The organism is Terriglobales bacterium (assembly GCA_035624475.1).
Lineage (GTDB): Bacteria > Acidobacteriota > Terriglobia > Terriglobales > Acidobacteriaceae > DASPRL01.
Map to the genome: position 1 here is coordinate 1 of DASPRL010000101.1, position 21295 is coordinate 21295.

General features: G+C 67.5%; 18 protein-coding genes and 1 tRNA gene. 6 read left to right on the plus strand and 13 right to left on the minus strand.

What is annotated here, in order from left to right; all coding sequences use genetic code 11:
- A partial coding sequence (locus VEG08_04470; protein HXZ27239.1) for a class I SAM-dependent methyltransferase occupies positions 1–185 on the minus strand: 185 nt, incomplete at its 3' end.
- Positions 182–1288, minus strand: coding sequence for a 3-dehydroquinate synthase (gene aroB, locus VEG08_04475; GenBank protein ID HXZ27240.1), 1107 nt, complete (start codon positions 1286–1288; stop codon positions 182–184). The genes VEG08_04470 and aroB, both read right to left, overlap by 4 nt.
- Before the next feature lie 103 nt (positions 1289–1391).
- Between aroB and nadB the strand changes: the two genes are divergently transcribed.
- Positions 1392–2978: an L-aspartate oxidase gene (nadB, locus tag VEG08_04480; GenBank protein ID HXZ27241.1), complete on the plus strand. Its 1587-nt coding sequence runs from the start codon at positions 1392–1394 to the stop codon at positions 2976–2978.
- Between the two features lie 233 nt (positions 2979–3211).
- On the opposite strand, the gene VEG08_04485 is transcribed toward nadB, so the two are convergent.
- The gene (locus tag VEG08_04485) at positions 3212–4156 is read right to left on the minus strand and encodes a TerC family protein (GenBank protein ID HXZ27242.1); all 945 of its coding nucleotides are present in this window, start codon (positions 4154–4156) and stop codon (positions 3212–3214) included.
- A gap of 253 nt (positions 4157–4409) precedes the next feature.
- Between VEG08_04485 and VEG08_04490 the strand changes: the two genes are divergently transcribed.
- Positions 4410–4619, plus strand: a complete 210-nt coding sequence (locus VEG08_04490) for a hypothetical protein (protein HXZ27243.1) — start codon at positions 4410–4412, stop codon at positions 4617–4619.
- A gap of 80 nt (positions 4620–4699) precedes the next feature.
- On the opposite strand, the gene VEG08_04495 is transcribed toward VEG08_04490, so the two are convergent.
- The 5 genes from VEG08_04495 to VEG08_04515 all read right to left on the minus strand — a co-directional run bounded on the left by VEG08_04495 (position 4700) and on the right by VEG08_04515 (position 10282).
- A complete protein-coding gene (locus VEG08_04495; GenBank protein ID HXZ27244.1) occupies positions 4700–6496 on the minus strand; it encodes a sodium:solute symporter family protein in 1797 nt (598 codons plus the stop codon).
- Between the two features lie 58 nt (positions 6497–6554).
- Entirely contained in the window at positions 6555–8057 is a 1503-nt protein-coding gene (locus VEG08_04500; GenBank protein HXZ27245.1) for a M20/M25/M40 family metallo-hydrolase, read from the minus strand.
- A 104-nt stretch (positions 8058–8161) separates the two neighbouring features.
- On the minus strand, positions 8162–9124 hold the full coding sequence (locus VEG08_04505) for a M28 family peptidase (protein ID HXZ27246.1): 963 nt from the start codon (positions 9122–9124) through the stop codon (positions 8162–8164).
- Entirely contained in the window at positions 9121–9963 is an 843-nt protein-coding gene (gene tatC / locus VEG08_04510; GenBank protein ID HXZ27247.1) for a twin-arginine translocase subunit TatC, read from the minus strand. The genes VEG08_04505 and tatC overlap by 4 nt, the downstream gene beginning before the upstream one ends.
- Positions 9956–10282: a twin-arginine translocase TatA/TatE family subunit gene (locus VEG08_04515; protein HXZ27248.1), complete on the minus strand. Its 327-nt coding sequence runs from the start codon at positions 10280–10282 to the stop codon at positions 9956–9958. Before VEG08_04515 ends, tatC begins: the two co-directional genes overlap by 8 nt.
- 207 nt (positions 10283–10489) lie before the next feature.
- On the opposite strand from VEG08_04515, the gene VEG08_04520 reads away from it, so the two are divergent.
- The 3 genes from VEG08_04520 to VEG08_04530 all read left to right on the plus strand — a co-directional run bounded on the left by VEG08_04520 (position 10490) and on the right by VEG08_04530 (position 14144).
- On the plus strand, positions 10490–12076 hold the full coding sequence (locus VEG08_04520) for a S41 family peptidase (protein HXZ27249.1): 1587 nt from the start codon (positions 10490–10492) through the stop codon (positions 12074–12076).
- Positions 12077–12230: 154 nt separating this feature from the next.
- The gene (locus VEG08_04525; GenBank protein ID HXZ27250.1) at positions 12231–13817 is read left to right on the plus strand and encodes a S41 family peptidase; all 1587 of its coding nucleotides are present in this window, start codon (positions 12231–12233) and stop codon (positions 13815–13817) included.
- 18 nt (positions 13818–13835) lie between these two features.
- The gene (locus VEG08_04530) at positions 13836–14144 is read left to right on the plus strand and encodes a hypothetical protein (GenBank protein HXZ27251.1); all 309 of its coding nucleotides are present in this window, start codon (positions 13836–13838) and stop codon (positions 14142–14144) included.
- 16 nt (positions 14145–14160) lie between these two features.
- Here VEG08_04530 and VEG08_04535 read toward each other — a convergent pair whose 3' ends face one another.
- Positions 14161–14418: a hypothetical protein gene (locus VEG08_04535; protein HXZ27252.1), complete on the minus strand. Its 258-nt coding sequence runs from the start codon at positions 14416–14418 to the stop codon at positions 14161–14163.
- 225 nt (positions 14419–14643) lie between these two features.
- Positions 14644–17979 (minus strand): carboxypeptidase regulatory-like domain-containing protein, encoded by a 3336-nt coding sequence (locus VEG08_04540; GenBank protein ID HXZ27253.1) that lies wholly within the window; start codon positions 17977–17979, stop codon positions 14644–14646.
- Positions 17980–18395: 416 nt separating this feature from the next.
- Here VEG08_04540 and VEG08_04545 point away from each other — a divergent pair, with 416 nt between their 5' ends.
- Entirely contained in the window at positions 18396–19313 is a 918-nt protein-coding gene (locus VEG08_04545) for a hypothetical protein (GenBank protein HXZ27254.1), read from the plus strand.
- A gap of 175 nt (positions 19314–19488) precedes the next feature.
- On the opposite strand, the gene VEG08_04550 is transcribed toward VEG08_04545, so the two are convergent.
- The 3 genes from VEG08_04550 to VEG08_04560 all read right to left on the minus strand — a co-directional run.
- A tRNA-Ala gene (locus VEG08_04550) sits at positions 19489–19564 on the minus strand.
- A 128-nt stretch (positions 19565–19692) separates the two neighbouring features.
- On the minus strand, positions 19693–20991 hold the full coding sequence (locus VEG08_04555; protein ID HXZ27255.1) for an alanyl-tRNA editing protein: 1299 nt from the start codon (positions 20989–20991) through the stop codon (positions 19693–19695).
- 57 nt (positions 20992–21048) lie between these two features.
- On the minus strand, positions 21049–21295 hold a 247-nt coding region (locus tag VEG08_04560), incomplete at its 5' end, for a threonine synthase (protein ID HXZ27256.1).

A 21295-nucleotide genomic window follows, 5' to 3' on the forward strand; every position in this document is an offset into this window, starting at 1 on the left:
AAGAGGCGCGCCGTCCGCCGCCACCACAGCTTGTCCACGTTGAAGGAGAGCAGGTGGTTGAGCAGGTCGTAGCGGGGCGCGATGGCGGTGAACATCTCGCGCACCGCTTGCGCCGCTTCCTTAGGGTCGGTGATGCCGGCGGGGCGAGTGCCGCGCGCGGGTGAGGTTGGCTGTGTTCCGCTCACCGCTTGACTCGCGAAAGCGCGCGCACCTGCTCCAGCACCTGGCGGAGCTGCCCTTCCGGCACGCCGGAGACCACCTCCACCGCGCCCAGGGCGCGCGGCAGGACGAAGTGCACCGCCCCGCGCACCGTCTTTTTGTCGGCGTGCAAGCGCGCCAGGAGCTTCGCCGGCGACTCGGTGATCGGCGGCAGCGGCCCGTAGGCGAGCACCGCCGCCAGGATGCGGCTGGCGGTTTCCGCATCCAGGCGCGGGTTGGCGACCGCCAGCATGGCCGCCGCCACCATGCCCCAGGCCACCGCCTCGCCGTGCAAGTAGCGGCGGTAGCCGCCCTCGGCCTCGAGCGCGTGCCCGAAGGTGTGGCCGAAGTTGAGGATGCGCCGCAGCCCGCTCTCGCGCTCGTCCGCGGCCACCACCACCGCCTTCACCCGCGCCGACTCCGTGATCAACCACTCCAGCGCGCCGGGGTCGCGCCGCAGCAACCGCTCCCGCTCCTTCTCCATGAACTCGAAGATGGCGGGATTGCGGATCACGCCGCACTTCAGCGCCTCGAAGAGCCCGGCGCGGTACTCGCGCTCGGGCAAGGTGGCGAGCACGCCGGGGTCGGCCAGCACCGCGCGTGGCTGCCAGAAGCTGCCCAGCAGGTTCTTGCCCGCGGGCAGATTCACGCCGGTCTTGCCGCCGATGGCGGCGTCCACCTGCGCCAGCAGCGTGGTCGGCATCTGCACGACGGCGACCCCGCGCATGTAGATGGAAGCCAGGAAGCCGGTGACGTCGCCCACCACCCCGCCGCCCAGCGCGATCAACACCGACTGGCGGTCGGCGCCGCGCTTCACCAGTTGCGCCGCCAGGCGCTCGATTGTGGCCATGGTCTTGGCGCGCTCGCCGTCGGGCATGTCCAAAAAGACTGGCGTCAGGCCCGCCTTCTTCAGCGACGCAGCCAGCGGCTTGCCCCAGCGCCGCCGCACCGGCGGCACGGTCACCACGAAACAGCTTGCGGGCGGGCCATCCAGCGCCGCCTGGATCCACTCCCCGGCGCGCAGCAGCAGGCCTGCCTCGATCACCACGTCGTAAGGCCGGGGCTCGAGTTGGACTTTGACGATGGGCACAAGGGCTGATGATAGCAGGGGGCAGGAGGCAGCGGGCAGAACGCAGACGTCCTGCTTCCCGCATCCTGCTTCCTGCCTCCTCCCTGCGTGGTAGCATCGCGGTATGAAGTCCCTCCCGGCGGAGACCGACTACGTGGTGGTGGGCGCGGGGATCGCCGGGCTGCGCGCGGCCATCCGCCTGGCGGCCGCCGGGCGGGTGCTCGTGCTGGCCAAGACCGAGCTCACCGAGTCGGCCACGCAGTACGCCCAGGGAGGGATCGCCGCCGCCCTCTCCGACGACGACGAGGTCAGTCTCCATTTCCAGGACACGCTCAACGCCGGCGACGGCCTGTGCAACGAGGAGGCCGCCCGCATCCTCACCGAGGAGGGCCCGGAGCGCATCCAGGAGCTGATCGATTGGGGCACAGAATTCGATCGCGCCGGCGCCCACCTCACCTTCACCCGCGAAGCCGCGCACAGCCGCAACCGCATCCTGCACGCGCACGGCGACTCCACCGGGCGCGAGATCGCGCGCGCTCTTTACTTCAAGGCCAAGGCCCTCAAGCGCGTCAGCTTCAGCGAGTTCGAGTTCACCCGCGACCTGCTGGTGGAGGACGGCCGGGTGTGCGGGGTCACGCTGATCGACTCGAAAGGCGAGGTCCATACTCTGCGCGCCGCGGCCGTGCTGCTGGCCACCGGCGGCCTGGGCCAGGTCTACCGCGAGACCACCAACCCCAGCGTGGCCACCGGCGACGGCGTAGCCATGGCGCACCGCGCCGGCGCCGCGGTCAGCGACCTGGAGTTCGTGCAGTTTCATCCCACCGCGCTCTACCTGAAGGGAGCGCCGCGCTTCCTGCTCTCGGAGGCGCTGCGCGGCGAAGGCGCCTACCTGCGCAACGCCGAGATGACGCGCTTCATGCCCAAGTATCACGACCTGGCCGAGCTGGCGCCCCGCGACGTGGTGGCCCGCGCCATCGCGCACGAATTGGAAGTCAGCCGCGCTCCCGAGCCCGTCGTCTATCTCGACATGACCCACCTCAACGGGGCGCAGTTACGCGCGCGCTTCCCCCGCATCCACTCCACCTGCATGGAGTACAACGTGGACATCGCCACCGACTTGGTGCCGGTGCGTCCCGCCGCCCACTACGCCATGGGCGGGGTCAAGACGGACCTCGACGGCCGCACCAGCTTGAAAGGGCTCTATGCCGCCGGGGAGGTGGCCTGCACCGGAGTCCACGGAGCCAACCGCCTGGCCTCCAATTCCCTGCTGGAAGGACTGGTCTACGGCGCGCGCGCCGCCGAGGTCATGCAGCAGGAGGCGCCGCCCGCTCCCGCGCACGCCGGCCGCGCCGCCCACGCCGCTGATCCTCCCCAGCCCACCGCCGACAAGGCCGCCTGCCAGACCACAGAGGCGCTGATCGAGGAGGTCCGGGCGCTGATGTGGAACAAGGTGGGCGTGGTGCGCAGCGGCCACGGCCTGCGCGAGGCCCTGCGCCGGCTGGAGGAGTGGCGCGACCGGCTGCCTGCCGGCGACACCCGCCGCCAGGGCGAGGCTCGCAACATCCACCTGACCGGCTGGCTGATCGCGCGCTCCGCGCTGGCGCGCGAGGAGAGCCGCGGCGCCCACTACCGCACCGACTTCCCCGCCCACGACGACGCCCGCTTCAGGAAGCATTCGGTGGTGCGGGGCGAGAGGGTGACGTTCGAGTAGTCCTTTCCTCTTGGATCCCGAGCGCAGCGAGGGACCCCTATACCCGCAAAAGCGCTGGCGCTGGACCCTGGTAAGGGCACCGTTTCAGCCGTGCCGCAAACCGCCCATTGAGATTCTCATCCTGAGCGAGCCACGACCGAGTCCGACGCGACAGCCGAGGGCGAAGGAGCGGCGATGCGAAGGATCTCGGGTTTCTCCCTGGCGATAGGGGTCCCTCGCTTCGCTCGGGATCTTCAAGGTGAGCCAGGTGCCGCCTTCTTCGCCGGAAACAGCAACGACGCTCCCACCGCCACCGCCAGCACTCCACCCACCACGCACAGCGCCACCCAGGTGGGGATGGGGTAGGCGTGCGCCAGCAGCATCTTCACCCCGATGAACACCAACACCACCGCCAGCCCGTGGTGCAGGTAGTGGAAGAGGTCCATCATGCCGGCCAGCACGAAGTAGAGGGCGCGCAGCCCCAGGATGGCGAAGACGTTGGAGGTGTACACGATGAAAGCGTCGCGGGTGATGGCCAGGATGGCGGGGATGGAGTCAGTGGCAAAGAGCACGTCCGTGGTCTCCACCACCAGCAGCACCGCCAGCAGCGGCGTGGCCATCCAGCGTCCTGCCTGGCGCACCAGCAGCTTGTTGTCCACGTAGTCGTGGGTCGAAGGCACAAGGCGCTTGAAGAGCCGCAGCAGCGGGTTCTTCTCCGGGTGGATCTCTTCTTTGCGGTGGTGCAAGAGCTTTAACCCGCTGTAGATGAGGAAACCGCCGAAGATGTAGATCACCCACTCGAAGCGCGCCAGCAGCGTCACTCCAGCGGCGATGAACGCGCCGCGCATGAGCAGCGCCCCCACCACGCCCCAGAACAGCACCGTGTGCTGGTGCAGCCGCGGTACCTTGAAGTAGCGGAAGATCAGCAGGAAGACGAAGAGGTTGTCGACGCTCAGCGACTTCTCCAGCAGGTAGCCGGTCAGGTAGTCGAGCGCGTCGTGGGGCCCGCGCCACCAGCGCAGCAACACCCAGAAGCCGAGGGAGAGCGCGACCCACATCAGGCTCCAGCCCGCGGCCTCGCGGAAACGCATCTCCCGCGCCCGCCGGTGGAAGATCCCCAGGTCCAGCGCCAGCATGGCCAGTACGAAGAGATTGAAGGCGATCCAGATGCTCAGCGGGACGTGAGGGGCGGCGGGCATGGGAGCGCCGCTAATTGTAGCGCGCAGCACTCAGCAAGCAGCAATCAGCATGCAGCACTCAGCGTTCAGCCAGCCAACGGTCGAGGCGTCATCCTGAGGCGCTTCAGCGCCGAACAATCTCGCGTGGGGCTAGGCTGCGTCATCCTTGTTGAGGTTCTGTACACTCTTAATGACCTCTGAGGAACGCACAACTTTCGAACTCATAGACCGATACGCCAGAGGCCGGCACCAGTTCTTCCTTGCAGAAATGTTCTTGAGCAAGACGAAGGACGAGTGCATCCTCTGCCTCCGCCCGGCGAATGTCAGCCCGACGGATAGCGCGCGGTTTGCCTGCCGCTACGTTCGCATCGGGGTCCATCACGTTCGGCAGATCGGCCTGGTTGGGGCCTTGAGTGTGGTCGTGCCCGAGACTTTGGAGCGCGAACTGCTGTCCCTGACCGATCAAGCTGCCGGCAACCGCTGAGCGCCAAACCCCGTTCCCTATAGGGGTCCCTCGCTTCGCTCGGGAGCTCAAAGAGAACAGGTCCGGCTGAATGCTGAGTGCTAGCTCAGCACCTCCCACCCTCTCCGCCCCAAGTCCCAGAACAAGAACCACAGGCAGACCGCCGCCGCCGCTAACAGCGCCAGCCCGGTCAGCCAGCGGCCGAAGATGAGGTCGCCGATGCCGAAGAGCGCGCCGTAGATCATGGCGCAGCCCGCCAGCCAGTCGGCCGCCGACCACGCCAGGCTCTGCCGCGACTCCCCGCCCTCGGCGGCCGCGATCCTGCCCCATCCCGCCGGTGACGGCCGCACCTTGCGGTAAAACGCCCGCAGGTGGGCCTCGGGCTCGGGCGACGTGAGGAAGGTCGCCACCAGCCAGCTCACAGTGGTGAAGGCGGTGGTCAGGATCATCAGCCAGGCGAAGCCGTGGGGATCGGCGGAGTCCAACGGCTTCGCCGGCAGCAGCGGATCGAAGCGCCGCAGCCACGTGGCAAAGCCGGTGGCCGCGGACGACTGCAGGAAGAGCGACGAGACCGCTGCCGCCGTCATGGCGCTGACCTCCGACCAGGCGTTGATCCGCCACCAGAACCAGCGCAGCATGAAGACCAGCCCCGCCCCCGCCCCCACCGCAATCAGGAACTTCCAGGCGTGTTCGATGGATTCCATGTAGTAGGTGGCGCCCGCCGCCAGGAGGGTCACAAACACGGTGGCCAGGCGCGAGACGCGCACGTAGTGGCGCTCGGCCTCTTTGGGCCGCAGAAAGCGCCGGTAGAAGTCGTTGACCAGATACGACGCGCCCAGATTGATGTGCGTGCCCACGGTCGACATGTAGGCCGCGGCGAAGCCCGCCAGCATCAGCCCGCGCAGGCTGGCGGGCAGGTCGGCGATCATCACCCGGATGTAGCCGGTCTCCGGGTCCTTGAGGTTGGGGAAGACCACCACCGCCACCAGCGCGGCGATGATCCACGGCCACGGCCGCATCACGTAGTAGCAGAGGTTGAACCACAGGGTGGCAGCCAGGGAGTTCTTCTCGTCCTTGGCGCAAAAGATGCGCTGGGCCACGTAGCCGCCGCCGCCGGGCTCGGCCCCCGGATACCAGCTCGCCCACCAGTTCACGCTCAGGTAGACCAGGAACATCAGGAACCAGCCCGAGGACCAGTCCGGGACGTAGGCCAGGGTGTGCATGCCGGTGGCCGCGTCGTGCTGCGCGATCTGGCTGGTGAGCGCGCCCATGCCGCCGATGGCGCGCACCGCGAAGACCGCCAGCGCGATCACCATGGTCATCTTCAGGACGAACTGCAGCAGGTCGGTCCACAGCACCGCCCACAGCCCTGAGATAGCCGTGTACACCAGGGTGAGCGCCAGGCAGAACATCACCGCTTCCAGCTTCTTCACCCCCAGCGTCAGCTCCAGGATCTTGGCCATGGCCAGGTTCACCCAGCCCAGGATGATGGTGTTGACGGCCAGCGCCAGGTAGAGAGCGCGGAAGCCGCGCAGGAAGGCGGCGGGCTTGCCGGCGTAGCGCAATTCGGCCAGTTCCATGTCGGTGATCACGCCCGAGCGCCGCCACAGCCGCGCGAAGAAGAACACCGTCATCATGCCGCTGAAGGCCAGCGTCCACCACAGCCAGTTGCCGGCGATGCCGTACTTGTAGACGATGCCGGTGACCACCAGAGGGGTGTCGGCGCCGAAGGTGGTGGCCACCATGGAGGTCCCGGCCAGCCACCACGAGACCTCGCGCCCGCTCACGAAGTAGTCGCCCATCGAGGCCGAGGCGCGGCGGTAGTAATAGAGCCCGATGCCCAGGTTGACGGCGAAGTAAAGCGCGATGACCGCCCAGTCGGCGAATGTGAGTTGCATGGGGGAAGTTTCTAGTTTCTCGTTTCTAGTTTCTAAATCGCCCGATCACCCGATGGGCTCATTCCGGCCGATCGGTGATCACCTTGACCGGCGGCTTCTCCGGCTCCCTGCCCAGCCTTCCCGTCTCCCAGTCCTCCCAGTAGCCGAAGGTCTTCATCTGCTCGTCCAGGTGGGTACGCCGCAAGAGTTCCTCGATCTCGGCGCGCGACTGGCGCGGGCCCAGGCGCTCGGGCGCGTCGGCCAATTCGTAGATCAGCGCCGCCGTGATGGCCACGTGCTGGCGCAATGCGCCCAGATCCACCTTGTCGAAAGTATCGGAGCTGGCGTGATAGTTGGGCAGGTAATTGGCCTCCACCTGGTTGGCCACCAGGGTGGGGACGCCCTCCAGCAGGAAATCGAAGTTGTCGGTGCCGTAGAAGGCGTCGGTGGTCTGCTGGCCGGCGTGGAATGCCGACAAGGGCTGGGCCAGGCGGTCGAACTCCTGTGCTACGTCCTCGCGCCCGCCCAGCGACCACCCAGTGATCTGCCCCGTGCCTTCATCCAGGATGACGGCGGCCACGGCGTGGTCCAGCTCGTTGCGGTGGCGCACCACGTAGTCGTGCGAGCCCAGCGTGCCTTCCTCTTCCCCGGAGAAGAGCACGAAGCGGATAGAGCGGCGGGGCTTGACTCCGGCCGAGCGCAGCGCGCGCAGCACGTCGATGACCAGGGCGGCGTTGCAGCCGTTGTCGAGCGCGCCCGTGCCCAGTTCCCAGGAGTCGAGGTGCGCGCCCAGCAGCACCCACTCCTCGGGATGCTCGCTGCCTTCCAGCACCGCCACCACGTTGGCGGTGGGCGTGACCCCGCCGATCTTGTTGGGGATGGAGACCTGGGCCTCGACCGGCCCCTGGGCCAGCAGGCGGGAGATACGCAGGCCGTCCTCCCGCGCCAGCAGCAGCATGGGCAGCGGTGCGATGCGCCCGTCGAAGCTGCTGATGTGGCGGTAGAGCAGGTCGTGCTCGCGGGTGGAGAGGAAGGCGATGGCCGCCGCCCTGCCCGCCAGCGCGTTCTGCACGACGGCGGGAGTGCGCAGGTACTCGGCGAACAGGTCGTCCCAGGTCTTCATGGTCTCGGAGTGCACCAGCAGCACCGCGCCCGCGAGGTCGCCGGCCTTGGCGAAGTCCTCGGCGGTGCCATTGCCCACGTCCACGAAGCGCAGCTTGCGCGGCGCCAGGGCCGGGGCCCAGGCCAGGGAGACGGCGCGCACCCGGAAGCGGTCGGGGGCGACCACTTCCACCTGGGTGTCGCCCTCGGCCCAGGAAGTGGGCAGGGTGAACAGCTCGGTCGTGACCTTGTCGGCGCCGGCGGCCTGGAAGGCGCTCACGCCCCAGCCCACGGCGCGGTTCATGGCGGGCGTCCCCGGAATCCGCCCCCCGATCTGGTCGGTCAGGACCTCCAGGTTCTGTTCCAGCAGCGAGGGCTGCTGCGCGGCCTCGATCACGCGCCCCAGCGTGGCGGGGTCCTGGGCGGAGAGCGGAAGAGCGCAGAGCAGCAGGGCGCAAAGGGCAGCCAGCTTGCCTTTCATGGGCTGAGATTATAGAGGGGTTGTCCGCTTGCTGACTTGCTGATTTGGCGACTTGCTGATTCGCTCTTCAACTGGGTACTGAGTACCGAGTACTGAGTACTGTTCTACCGGGCGTCCAGTAGGGCCACGCTCTCGAGCACCACGTCGCCCACGATGCCCAGGCTGCGGGCGCTGAGCTTGTCCATGGTGTCCTGCCGGGTGTGCCAGAAGACGTTGCCGTAGCCGTAGTCGAAGTCGATGAGGTCGGCGACAGGGATGCCCGCGCGCGCCATGGGCAGGTGGTCGTCCTCCATGGTGGTGGTGCGGGCGTAAAAATGCGACTGGTAGCCCAGGCGCGAGGCAGCCTCGTACACCAGGTCCTCCAGCCAGGAGGTGGAGTTCTGGTCGCGCTCGATGTTCAAATCGGCGTCGCCTACCATGTCGAGCAGCAGGAAGGCCTTGATCTTCTTGGCGGTGCCGTCCTTGGCCCACTTTTCGGCCAAGTGACGGCTGCCGTAGGTGCTGTCCGTGTCCGACCACTGGCGCGTCGCCTCTTCCCCGTCCAGGAACACGATCCAGACGGAGTAGCCCTCCCGCTTCTTCCCCCGCAGGGCATCAGCGAGCGCCAGGGGCAGGCCGGTGGAAGAGCCGCCGTCGTTGGCGCCCACGAAGTTGGGCACGGTCAGGCAGGTGTCGTAGTGCCCGGCGATCACGATGATGCCGTCCTTGCTGCCGGGAAACTTGGCGATGAGGTTGCGCATGGGGAAGGCTCCCGCCGCAGTCTGCGCGGTGAAGGCGTCTTCCTCCAGGTCGTCGCTCTTGAGATGCGCGCGCAGGTAAGCTTCGAGTTTGCCGTGGGCGGCGCTGCCGATGGGGCGCGGCCCCAGGGCCACCACCTCGCGGGTGTATTCCAGGGCGCGGTTGGCGTCCACCTTGAGCGCGGGCGCGACCGGGGCGGCGGCGGCCGCGGTCTCAGACGCAGCCGGCGCAGCCGCACGCGGGGACTCGGAAGGCGCTTTCGCGGAAGGCTGGCTGCCGCCGCAGGCCAGCAGCAGCGTCAGCGGAAGAAGGAGCGGCAGCCGGCTCATTCTTGCGCCTTGCCGGCCGCGGCGGCGTCCTTGGCGGCGCGCTTCTCCGCCCGCTTCCGCCGCCGGCTGGGGTGCACCAGCCAGGCGATGCCGATGCTCAGCGCGTACAGCCCCACCATGGGCGCCGCGAACAGGCACATGTTCAGGATGTCGGTGGTCGGGGTCACGATGGCCGCGACGATGAAGATCCCCAGGATGGCGTAGCGGAAGTTGCGCCACATCCAGCCCGCGCTGATCACCCCCATCAGCGACAGGAAGAAGATCAGGATGGGCATCTCGAAGATCAGGCCCATGCCCACGATCAGGGTGAGGAACAGGTTGGTGTACTCGCTCACCGTGATCATGGGCCGGAACTGGCTGCTGAAGCCGATGAGGAAGTCCATGGCGGCGGGAAACACGATCACGTAGCCGAAGAACCCGCCGGTGACGAACAGCAGCACCGTGGAGAACAGGAAGGGGACGACGTAGCGCTTCTCGTGGCGATAGAGGCCGGGGGCGATGAACGCCCACACGTGGTAGAGCACCCAGGGCGAAGCCAGGAACAGCCCTGCGATGAGCGCGATCTTCAGGTAGACGTTGAAGGCCTCCACCGGGTGGGTGTAGACCAGTTGCTGGTCCAGCTTGTGGGCGGCCAGCACCTTCACGATGGGCGCCTGCATCAGATCGTAGATCTTCTCCACCTTCCACCAGGCCACGCCGAAGCCCACCCCGACCCCCACCAGCGACCACACGATGCGCCGGCGCAACTCCTCCAGGTGCTGCAGGAAGCTCATGGCGGGCATCTGGTCGCGGGGTTCGGGGGAGGCGGCGGGCGCCTCCGGGGCGGCGAGCTCAGGCATCGGGGGCCTTGGCGGGCGTGGAGGTCACGGGCAGGGCGTTGTCCGCCAGGTGGGGCTCGCCCAGGGAGCCGCTGGCGACGGCGCCCTCGGGGGGCGGCGTCAGCGACGCCGCGTTCACCACCGACTGCTTGGCGGCGGCAGCCTCCACCTCCAACTGCCGCATCTCCTCCTGCAACTGCGACTGGAACTCGTTCTTGGCGCGCCGGAACTCGCCCAGGAACTTGCCCACCTGCTTGCCGATCTCGGGCAGCTTCTTGGGCCCGAACAGCAGCAGGGCCAGGATGAAGATGAAGAGGATCTCGGAGAGGCCCAGGTCCATGGCAGCTTCATCATACCCGCCTTTCGAGGCACCCAGCAATCCGCCGAAGGTAAGGAAAGCCGTGCCTCCACGCCTGCCTCCGGACCTCCGGCATCCCCACGGAGCGGCCCCTCTCCGGGGCGGGGCGGCGCCCCAGCCGTGGTATACTCACCGAAATTCACTTGGTCGCCGCCGCCCCGCGGGCCGCGGCGAAAGGAAATCCCTACGATGGCCGGTGGTTCCCGTCGCTCTCTCTTCCTGGTAATCCTGGTTCTGCTCCTCTGTGGCGCCTTGGGCGCGGTCTTTGGCCAGCGCGTGGCTCCGGGCTCCGGCGATGCCCAGGTCAAGACCGACCTGCAGCAGTTTTCCACCGTCTACTCGGTGGTGGAGCAGAACTACGCCGACCCGCTCGACGCCGACAAGGCCATCTACGACGGCGCCATCCCGGGGATGCTGCGGGTGCTGGACCCGCACTCCAACTTCTTCGATCCCAAGGCCTACGGGCTGCTGCGCGAGGAGCAGAGCGGCCGGTACTATGGCGTGGGCATGAGCGTGGGCCCGCGCAACAACAAGGTCATCGTGATCGCGCCCTTCGTGGGCACGCCCGCCTATCGCGCCGGCATCCGTCCCGGCGACGTCATCGCGGCGGTGGACGGCAAGCCCACCGACAACCTCAGCGTCAGCGAAGTCGCCGACCTGCTGAAGGGGGCCAAGGGCACCATCGTACGCATCACCCTCCTGCGCGAGGGCTCCGACCAGCCCCTGCAGTTCACCGTCACCCGCGACGAGATTCCGCGCTACAGCGTGGACCTGAAGTTCCTGCTCCGCCCCGGCATCGGCTACCTGCACATCTCCGGCTTCAACGAGAACACCGAGGATGAGGTCGCCGACGCCCTGCAGCAGTTCGGCGACCTGAAGGGCCTGGTGCTGGACCTGCGCCAGAACCCCGGCGGCCTGCTCAACGAGGCCGTGGGTGTGGCCGACCAGTTCCTGCACAAGGGACAACTGGTGGTCTCGCATCACGGGCGCAGCAGCAGCGAGAAACGCTATTTCGCCACCCACGGCAACGGCGGCAAGGATTACCCCATCGTGGTGCTGGTCAACCGCGGCACCGCCTCCGCCGCCGAGATCCTGGCCGGCGCCATCCAGGACCACGACCGCGGCCTCATCGCGGGCGAGACCACCTTCGGCAAGGGCCTGGTGCAGACCGTCTACCCGCTCTCCGACAACACCGGGCTGGCCCTCACCACCGCCCGCTACTACACTCCCAGCGGCCGCCTCATCCAGCGCGACTACAGCAACGTCTCCTTCTACGATTACTACTTCAGCCCCGAAAAGGACGACCAGATCGCCAACCGCGAGGTGCGGCTCACCGACAGCGGGCGCACCGTCTACGGCGGCGGCGGCATCACCCCCGACGTCAAGCTCACCGACGCCAAGTCGAACCCCTTCCAGGAGGCGCTGCTCTCCCACTACGCCTTCTTCAACTTCGCCAAGCACTACATGATCAACCACACCGTCGGGCGGGACTTCAAGGTGGACGAGCAGGTGCTGAGCGAGTTCCACCGCTTCCTCGACGACCAGAAGATCGCCTACACCGAGGCCGACCTGGTGCAGAACGACGACTGGGTGCGCAACAACATCAAGAGCGAGCTGTTCATCTCCCAGTTCGGACAGCAGGCGGGCCTGCAGGTGCGTGCCGAGAGCGATCCCCAGGTGCTGCGCGCCCTGGAGCTGCTGCCCAAGGCCAAGGAGCTGGCCGACAACGCCCGCCGCATCGTCGCCGAGCGCGGCGGCAAGAGCAGTTCGCAGTAGCGTCCCCTGCATTCCCTCCCCGGCCCGCCGCGCGCGAGCCTGCGCTCTCTGCCCTGCCGACCTCCCCGGCGGAGACCGTGCTATACTCGCTTCCACCTGGACTCATCGCTGCGGGCGTCTCGAGCCGTAGCGCAGTCAGGAACTCGAGAGCCCGATGAGTGCTTCGTCCCGCCGTTCCCTCTTCTTAGTCCTGCTGGTCCTGCTGGCCTGCGGCTCCCTGGGGGCCCTGCTGGGGCAGCGTCTGGGCGCCTCCGGCGACGCCCAGGTCCGCGGCGACCTGCAGCAGTTCTCCACCGTCTATGCCTTGGTGGAGGAGAACTACGCCGACCCGGTGGACCCCGACAAGGCCATCTACAACGGGGCCATCCCGGGGATGCTGCGGGTGCTGGATCCGCACTCCGACTTCTTCGATCCCAAGGCCTTCAGCGCCCTTAACGAGGAGCAGCACGGCAAGTACTACGGCGTGGGCATGACGGTAGGCCCGCGCGACAGCCACATCATCGTGATCGCGCCCTTCGTGGGCACCCCCGCCTACCGCGCCGGCATCCGCCCCGGCGACGTCATCGTGGCCGTCGACGGCGTCTCCACGGACGGCATGGGCGTGCAGGAGGTCTCCGACCGCCTGCGCGGCGACAAGGGCACCACCGTCCACATCACCATCGCGCGCGACGGCGTCGACCATCCCCTGGAGTTCACTGTGGTGCGCGGCGAGATCCCGCGCAACAGCGTGGACGTCAAGTTCCTGCTGCGCCCCGGCATCGGCTACATCCACGTCTCCACCTTCAACAACCTCAACACCGCGGGCGAGGTGGCCGCCGCCCTGCAGGAGTTCGGGGAGCTGAAGGGCCTGGTGCTGGACCTGCGCGGCAATCCCGGCGGTATCGTCAACGAAGCCGTGGGCGTGGCCGACCAGTTCCTGCAGAAGGGCCAGGTGGTGGTCACCCAGCGCGGCCGCAGCAGTCCCGAGGTGGTGCTGCGCGCCCGCCACGGCGCCAGCGGCAAGGACTATCCCATCGTGGTGCTGGTCAACCGCGGCACCGCCTCCGCCGCCGAGATCTTCGCCGGCGCCATCCAGGACCATGACCGCGGCCTCATCGCGGGCGAGACCACCTTCGGCAAGGGCCTGGTGCAGAGCGTCTATCCCCTCTCCGACAACGCCGGGCTGGCCCTCACCACCGCCCGCTACTACACTCCCAGCGGCCGCCTCATCCAGCGCAACTACAACGGCGTGCCCACCTACGACTACTATCTCAACCTGGGCGACCACGCCTCCACCGCCAATCGCGAGGTGCGGCTCACCGACAGCGGGCGCACCGTCTACGGCGGCGGCGGCATCACCCCCGACGTCTCCCTGCCCCAGCCCAAGCCCGACCACCTGCAGCAGACCCTGCTGCAGCACTACGCTTTCTTCAACTTCGCCAAGTCCTATCTGGCCAACCGCCACGTCACCCGCAGCTTCGCGGTGGACGAGAACGTGCTCAATGACTTCCGCCACTTCCTCCAGGAGCAGAAGATCCCCTACACCGAGGCCGACCTGCTCCAGAACCTCGACTGGGTGAAGACCAACATCAAGAGCGACCTGTTCGTGAGCGAGTTCGGACAGCAGGTGGGACTGCAGGTGCAGGCGGAGAACGATCCCGAGATCCAGAAGGCCGCCGACCTGCTCCCCAAGGCCAAGGAACTGGCCGACAATGCGCGCCGCACCGTCGCCCAGCGCCAGGGCCGCGAAGACTCGCAGTAGCCGCCCCCGGCGGCCGCCATGGCCCGCAAGCGCATCGTCTGCATCACCCGCCGCTTCAAGGACGAGGACCCCGACCGCCATCTCTCCCACGTGGGCATCGGCGACGAGCAGGGCTGGCGCGAGGTCCTGCTGGTGGAAGAGGTGATGGCGCACCTCGGCCGCCCCGACGGCGACCGCTTCTACGTGCGCGGGCGCGACGGCTGGGAGGCCGAGGTCACCCTCGGTCCCTGCTTCCTCTGCCGCCAGGGCCACGTCACCCTGCACTCCGCCCCCGACCTCACCGCCCCCGACAAGCTCCTCTCCCTGGCCCCGTGCGGGGAGAACTAGTAGGCTCTGCTACTCCTTAGTCTTTGTCTTTATCCGGCAGGCTCATCATCATCCAGTTGCCCTTCTGGTTCTGCACCGCCACGACGGTCATGCCCTGGGGGACGCCCGCCCAGGCCCGCGCCAGGTAGATGCTCTCGATGGCGCGCATCTCGGGATCGGAGATCTCCTTCAGGCCGGCGAGGGCCCGCGGCCGCGAGATCCTGTTGGCCACCGCCAGGAAGCGGCGCCAGGCGTCGGTCGGTGCGGCTGCCGCGGACGCCTGCCGCGGCTCCATCTGCGGCTCTTGCTGCCGCGCGCTCGCCGGCGCAAGCAGGAGCGCAGCGCCGCCGCCAGGCAGCATCCTCGCAGAAAGAGCCGGATGTGGTGATTCACCGCCGCCACGACCAATCGACGCTTTCCCGCGGTCCCAGGTTAGCATCCCGGGCGGCCGGCGGTGCTCGGGCAGCCCTCTCCCCCGGGCCGAAGCCAGGGGAGAGGATGCCGGCAAGAGGCGGCCCTGCTAGAAGTTCAGGCGCAGCCCGAGCTGCACCTCACGCTTAGGCAGCGCCGAGGTGAAGCCCAGGGGCGAACTCGGACCCACCAGGTTGGTGCCGCTCACCGCGAAGCCCAGGAAGCCCTGGCCGCCCAACGCCGTCGGCAGTCCCAGGTTGGGCCCCACGATGTTGTTCACCGAGCCGTAGTTGGTGTGGTTGAGGATATTGAAGCCTTCCGCCATCAGGTCCAGGCTGGCCCGGTCCCCGATCTTGAACTCCCGCTGCAGGCGCATATCCCAGGAGAAGTAGTTGGGGCCGACGCCGGTGTTGCGTCCCGCCCCGATGGTGCGGTCGGTGGTGGAGTGGCGGTCGCCGTTCACGTCCGCCCCGGCCAGCAGGTTGAAGGGATGCCCGCTGTGGTAGGAGAAGATGGGCGTGAGCGTGAAGCCGGAGAAGATCTTCTCCGCGGTGCTGGCGTCCGCCCCGCCTTGCCAGGGCGACTCGAAGGCGGCGTACACCACCAGGCTGTGGCGCTGGTCGAAGTCGGAGAGCCCGCGGTCTCCCGCCAGGTTGATCTGGTCCGAGGCCGCGAAGTCGCTGTTGTAGTCGGTGGCGTCATCGATGGCTTTGCTATAGGTGTAGTTGATGCCGATGCTGTAGTGGTTGGTGAAGCGCTTCTTCAGCTCGAAGATGCCGGCGTGGTACACCGAGTTGGCCTCCGAGCTGTATACGTTGCCCTGCAGCAGCAGCAGGTTCCCGAAGCAAGGATTGTTCACCAGCACCGCGCACTGCGGGGCCGCCCAGTTGTGGAAGGTGGCGGTGCCGCCGTTGGCCAGCGGGACCGAGGTCGTGGGCGTGGTGGGCAACAGGTTGGTATCGATGGCCCAGGGGTAGCGCAACCCGTGCACGTAGATGTAAGAGAGTCCCACCGACCACCCCGGCGCTACCTCGCGCTCCACTCCGAACGAGGCCTGCTCGGTGTAGGGAGGGCGGTAGCCGGGCTGCCCGGCAAAGAGCACGGTCAGCGGCGGCACCGCCCCGGTGTGGGTGATGTTGATGCCGAAGGGCACCAGCGCGGCGGCCGGGATGCAGGGGGTGTTGCCCGCTCCGCCGCACTGAACCAGCCCCAGGGCGAAGAAGGTCTGGAAGATATTCGCCGAGTTGGTCGTCGGCGGCAGTCCGGGCACCCCCGTCAGCGGCACCAGCACCTGCGCGATCTGCCGGAAGCCGTTCACCAGGCCCAGGGTCTGCACTACGTCGGGGATCTGCCCATAGACGGGCGAGTAGAAGATCCCGAAGCCGCCGCGCACCACCGTCTTGTGGTCCTTGAACGGGTCCCAGGCGAAGCTCACCCGGGGGGCAAAGTCCTTGTAGTAGGTGTTCAGGGACCCGTACTGCGAGTCCAGCTCCCAGCGCAGGCCGAAGTTCAGGGTCAGGTTCTCACGCACCGCCCAGGAATCTTGCGCGTAGAGGGAGGTGAACGGGCGCGGGTAGTTGTACACCGGGTTGTCGAAGCCCTGCTGATAGAACTGCGGCAGGCCCAGCGAGGCGGATTGGATCGCGTTGATGGTCGTGGGGTTCACGCCCGTCAGCCCGCAGGCCGCCGGCACTTGCAGGCAGGGGCTCAGGATGCCCCCGGGCAGGTCCCCGAAGACGAAGCGCCCGGGGAAGAAGGTGTGCGACTCGGTGTGGTTGCCGCGGTACAGGAAGTCTCCCCCGATCTTGATGGTGTGGTGGCCGCGCAGCAGGGTGAGGCCGTCCCCCGCCTCGTAGCGCCGCATGATGGTGAAGCTGGGCAGGAAGATGTTGCTGCCGAACAGCCCGAAGCCGTTGATGTCCAGACCCACGCCCTGGGAATCGTTGGAGGCGTAGTCGGCGCTCGAGTAGTTGTACTGGAAGTGGGCCTCGTTGAGGGTCATGGGGCTGAAGGTGTGGAACCAGGAGGCCAGCGCGGTGGCGTCGAAGAAGTGGGTGTTGGCGGCGCGCGAGAAGCCGGTGAGCGCCTGCAGGTTGGGATCGGCCTGGTCGTCGCGTCCCGCGTTGAAACGGAAGAACACCTGGTTCTTGTCGCTGAAGCGGTGGTCGAGCCGGATCACCCCCAGGTCCTGTCCATCGGCGAAGGGGAACAGACCGCTGTTGGTCTCGAATTCGTTGACCAGGAAGGCATCCCCCGGCCTAGCGGCCGGGTTGAAGGTCAGGATGTTGGTGAGGGCGATGGCGCAGGCGGCCGCCGGCAGCGCTGGCTGCCCGGTGAGGCAGGGTACCGGGGGATTGCCCGGCAGAGTCGCCAGCCCGTTGATGATCGACTGCTGGCCGCCGTCGGGCCGGAAGATGTTGGTGCTGGTGAACAGCGGCGCCGGATGCTCCTCGTCGCGCCGCAGCCCCTCGTAGGCCATGTACAGGAAGGTCTTGTCCGGGGTGATGGGGAAGCCCACGCTGCCGCCGAACTGCTGCCGGCTCAGGGAATCCTTCAAGGGCACGCCGGTGGAGTCGGGCAGCGCCGGGTTGAAGATCTGCCCCGGCGCCAGCGCCGGCCCGATGGAGAAGGGATTGCGCGCGTCCATGGCGTCGTTGCGGAAGAAGGCGAACAGCGTGCCATGCAGCTTGTTGGTCCCCGACTTGGTGACCACGTTGATGGCGCCGCCGCTGGCCCCGCCCAGCTCGGCGTTGTAGTTGCTGCGGTTGATCTGGAACTCCTGCACCGCTTCCTGGGTGACGGTGAGGCGCACCCCGCCACCGTCATCGTTGGCCTCGCCTCCGTCCACGGTCACGGTGTTGCCGCGGCCGTTGCTGCCATAGAACGACACCCCGCTCTGCGGCGTCTGCACCACCCGGAAGCCGCCGTCGGTGCTGGAGGTCAACTGGTTGGATTGCGAGGTCCCGGGCATCAATAGGGTGTAGGTGAGGTAGTCGCGCCGGTCGATGGGAAGATCGGTGATGTACTGCTGGGTCACGGTGTCGGCCTGCGAGCCCCGGTCGGTCTCCACCAGTGGCGGCGCCGCCGTCACTTCCACCACCGCGGACACCGCCGAGACCTTCAGGTGAAAGTCGAGGTTGACGGTCTGGCCCACATTCACGATCACGCCCTTCTGCACCATGGTCTGGAAGCCGGCGTGCTCGACCGTGATGTCGTAGTTGGCGGGCGGCAGGCCCGGCACCCGGTAGTTCCCGTCATTGTCGGTGGTGGTCGTGCGCTTGGTGCCGCGCTCCGGCTGGGTCACCGTGACCGTGGCGTTGGTCACGACCGCGCCTTGCGGGTCGGTGACGGTCCCCTTCAGGTCGCCGGAAGCGCCCACGCCTTGCGCGTAGGCCAGGCAGGTCGCCAGCAGCAGGCACAGAACAACCGTGACAAGTGATTTCATGACTCTCCGCTCCCTCGATAGGTTTGTGCGACGAACAGCATCCTCTGCCGACGGGTCGCCCTTCGCTGCAAATCGCTCGGGCTTCGTCCCGGCCACCCCCGGGCGTCTCGGGTGGTCGAGAAGCATACACCCGTCTTTCCCCGGCGCAAAAGAAAAAGAAAAACCGCCATTCATTCCCGTTCTCACCCCTCGTCCGGGGGGACGCGCCGCCTGCCGTCCGGCCCCAAAACCCATGGCGTGGCGAAAGATACACTCGTCTTGCCCATTTGCAATCGCATTTGTGATGAGGACCGATTTCTGGGTTGTGGAGTCCCTTGGCGGCGATCAACAGGCTTGGCGGAGCCTGCGCCCCCATCCGCCAGCCAACCCCAGCTTCCGGCGTAGAATCTGAGCCGCTGTACCCGTTCGGGAGACGCATGCCGCCGACCATCGTCGCCGCCTTCTTCGGACTCTCTCGCACCGCCCTCTCGATGTCGGTCGCCTGCCTGGCGCTGCTGGGGATCGGCCTGTGGGCCGCAAAAAGCGATCTCGCCCAGGCTCGTGGCCTCGAACGGCTCGTGGTCCTGGCCAACCTCTGCTTCGCCACGCCCCTGGCGGCCTTCGGCGCAGAGCATCTTGCCGGGGAGAAGTTCCTCTTCGGCATGGTGCCGCCGTATATGCCCTGGCGCGTGTTCTGGGTCTACTTCGTCGGAGTGGCGCTGATCGCCGCCTCCTTGAGCATCGCCACCAGGATCCAGGTGCGCTGGTCCGGTCTGCTGGTGGGGCTCATGATGTTCCTCTTCGTGGCCATGTTGTATCTGCCGGGAGCGCTGCGGACGGGCAGCCGCTTCGCTTGGACGGTCGTCTTCCGGGAAATGTCGTTCGGCGGCGCCGGCTGGGTCCTGGCGGGCATCGCGCTGGGCGGATTGCAGGGGCAGGGCCGGAGCCTCATCCACGTGGGCCGCGTGCTCATCGCCTTCGCCGCCATCTTCTTCGGGGTGCAGCACTTCCTGCACCCGCTGGGACTTCCCGGAGTTCCGCTGCAGAAACAGATGCCCGCGTGGATCCCCGCTCGCGCCTTGCTTGATTACCTGACGGGCGTATTTCTGCTCGCGGCCGGCGTCGGCTTTCTGCTGCAGCGCACCACGCGCCCGGCGGCCACCTATCTCGGCGCTTGGATCGTGCTGCTGGTCGTGGTCATCTACGGGCCGGTCCTGGTCGGGGGGCTGGCCGACCCCAGCGCCGCGGTGCAGGTCGAGGGACTCAACTACTTCGCCGACACCCTTCTGTTCGGCGGGACCATTCTGGCGCTGGCCCGCGCCATGCCCGCCTCCGCCCCGGCGAGATCAGGATGAGCTTCGACAGATGGGGTCGAGTCCCGACAGGGACGACTGACAATAGCCCAGGACGCAGCGCGCCCTGCGCGCAAGTCCTGGGAAAGGGGATCTCGGATCACCGCGCGCGACCGAGCCGGAGACGCTAGTCGACTGCGAAGGAGCACGCCCGCGGGAATCGCGCGGTTGGGAAGGTTGGTGGAGCTAGTCGGGATCGAACCGACGACCTCATCGTTGCGAACGATGCGCTCTCCCAGCTGAGCTATAGCCCCACGCCGAACATTTTATCATTTACTGATTTATTCATTTATTGATTGCACGCCGAACCTTGCGGCCTTCCACAATTTCGCCGGCGCAAGAGAATCAATAAATGAATAAATCAACAAATCAATAAATCCCGCTACTCTAGCTTCCCCGCCGCCTTCTCCAGGATCCCCGCCAGCGCGCCGGCCTCGGCCACCCCGCCCTGGGCCATGTCCTGGCTTCCGCCGCCGCGCCCGCCCGCCGCCGCCACCACTTCTTTCAGCAGCGCGCCCATGTTGTAGGGCAGGCCAGGCGTCTGCGCAAAGACCAGCGTGGGCTGTCCCTGCCCGCAGGCCACGAGCGCCACCGCCGGACGCGTCGGGTCGGCGGTCAGCTTCTGCGCCAGCAGCTTCAGGAAGGCGGCGTCGCGCTCCGTGAACAGTTTGACGATGCGCCGCGCGCCGCCCGCCGCCGGAGTCTCGGCCAGCAGGCGCTCGGCGCGCAATTCTGCCACCTCTTCCAGCAGGTCGCGCTCCCGCTTCCCTGCCGCCTTCTGCTCCTCCTGCGCCTTGCGCACCTGCTGCGGCAACTCCCGGATGTGCGCCGAGTAGATGGCTGCGGCCTCGGTGAGTGTCGAGAAGTCGCGCCGCGCCACCGCCACCGCCCGCGCCCCACACACGAACTCCACCCGCACTCCCTGCTTCACGTTCTCGGTCTTGCGCAACAGGATGGGCCCCACCTGCCCGGTAGAACGCACGTGCGTGCCCCCGCAGGCGGTCAGGTCGAACTCCAGGATGTCGAGCAGGCGCAGCAGGTCGCGCCCCGACTTCAGCTCCGGCAGCTTGCGCACCCCCAGCATCTTCGCCTCTTCCAGATTGACGAAGCGCACCTTGACCGGGCGGTCCTCGGTGACCACCTGGTTGGCCAGCCGCTCCGCCTGCTCCACCTGCGCGGCGTTCAGGGCCTTGGTCTCGAGATCGAGGGTGCAGGATTCCGCGCCCATGTGGAACGAGACCGTGGGCATCTGGAAGAGGCGCACAAAGGCCGCCGACAGGATGTGCTGCCCGGAGTGCTGCTGCATGTGGTCGCGACGCCGGGCCGCGTCGATGCGCCCGCGCACCGCCGCGCCCTTGCCCAGCGGCGCCACCGGCGGCGCCTCCAGGTAGTGATAGACGATGCCCGCCTCGTCCTCGGCGACCTCGGCCACTCGCATCGCCGCGCCCGGGTCCGTCGCCGGCGCCAGCCGCCCGGTGTCGGAGAGCTGCCCGCCCGAGGTGGGATAGAAGGCGGTGCGGTCCAGCACCACCGCCAGCCGCCCTGCGTGCTCGCCCACCTCCACCACCTTGGCGTCGAAGTCGTAGAGGAAGGAATCGTGGTAGTAGAGGCGATCTGTCATTGGTTGATTTGCTGATTTATTGATTTGTTGATTTATTGATTTCCCTCGCGCCCAGGCAATCGGCGCCGCCCGATGTGTCCGTCAATGAATGAATCAAGAAATCAATAAATGGATAAATCAATAGGGCCCGATGATCCCGCCGATGTGGCGCGCGGATTGGTCCGCGGCACCCGCCTCCGCCTTCAGCGCGGGCGCGATCACGTCGATGTACTTCAGCCCCGAGCCGGTGTTGAACAGCACCACCGTGTCCGACGGCTTGAGGAACTTCCGCGCCAGGAGCTTCTTGTAGGCCGCCAGCGAGGCCGCGCCCTCGGGCGCCGCGAACACGCCCTCCTCCGCCGCCCACTCGCGCACGCATTCGACG

Excerpts from the sequence above, each read along its gene's own strand:
- VEG08_04530 (HXZ27251.1), top strand. The coding sequence starts at position 13,836 with ATGGCCCGCAAGCGCATCGTCTGCATCACCCGCCGCTTCAAGGACGAG.
- VEG08_04520 (HXZ27249.1), top strand. The coding sequence starts at position 10,490 with ATGGCCGGTGGTTCCCGTCGCTCTCTCTTCCTGGTAATCCTGGTTCTG.
- VEG08_04525 (HXZ27250.1), top strand. The coding sequence starts at position 12,231 with ATGAGTGCTTCGTCCCGCCGTTCCCTCTTCTTAGTCCTGCTGGTCCTG.
- VEG08_04535 (HXZ27252.1), bottom strand. The coding sequence starts at position 14,418 with ATGGAGCCGCGGCAGGCGTCCGCGGCAGCCGCACCGACCGACGCCTGG.
- VEG08_04500 (HXZ27245.1), bottom strand. The coding sequence starts at position 8,057 with ATGAAAGGCAAGCTGGCTGCCCTTTGCGCCCTGCTGCTCTGCGCTCTT.
- VEG08_04485 (HXZ27242.1), bottom strand. The coding sequence starts at position 4,156 with ATGCCCGCCGCCCCTCACGTCCCGCTGAGCATCTGGATCGCCTTCAAT.
- VEG08_04515 (HXZ27248.1), bottom strand. The coding sequence starts at position 10,282 with ATGGACCTGGGCCTCTCCGAGATCCTCTTCATCTTCATCCTGGCCCTG.
- nadB (HXZ27241.1), top strand. The coding sequence starts at position 1,392 with ATGAAGTCCCTCCCGGCGGAGACCGACTACGTGGTGGTGGGCGCGGGG.
- tatC (HXZ27247.1), bottom strand. The coding sequence starts at position 9,963 with ATGCCTGAGCTCGCCGCCCCGGAGGCGCCCGCCGCCTCCCCCGAACCC.
- VEG08_04505 (HXZ27246.1), bottom strand. The coding sequence starts at position 9,124 with ATGAGCCGGCTGCCGCTCCTTCTTCCGCTGACGCTGCTGCTGGCCTGC.
- VEG08_04495 (HXZ27244.1), bottom strand. The coding sequence starts at position 6,496 with ATGCAACTCACATTCGCCGACTGGGCGGTCATCGCGCTTTACTTCGCC.
- VEG08_04540 (HXZ27253.1), bottom strand. The coding sequence starts at position 17,979 with ATGAAATCACTTGTCACGGTTGTTCTGTGCCTGCTGCTGGCGACCTGC.
- VEG08_04545 (HXZ27254.1), top strand. The coding sequence starts at position 18,396 with ATGCCGCCGACCATCGTCGCCGCCTTCTTCGGACTCTCTCGCACCGCC.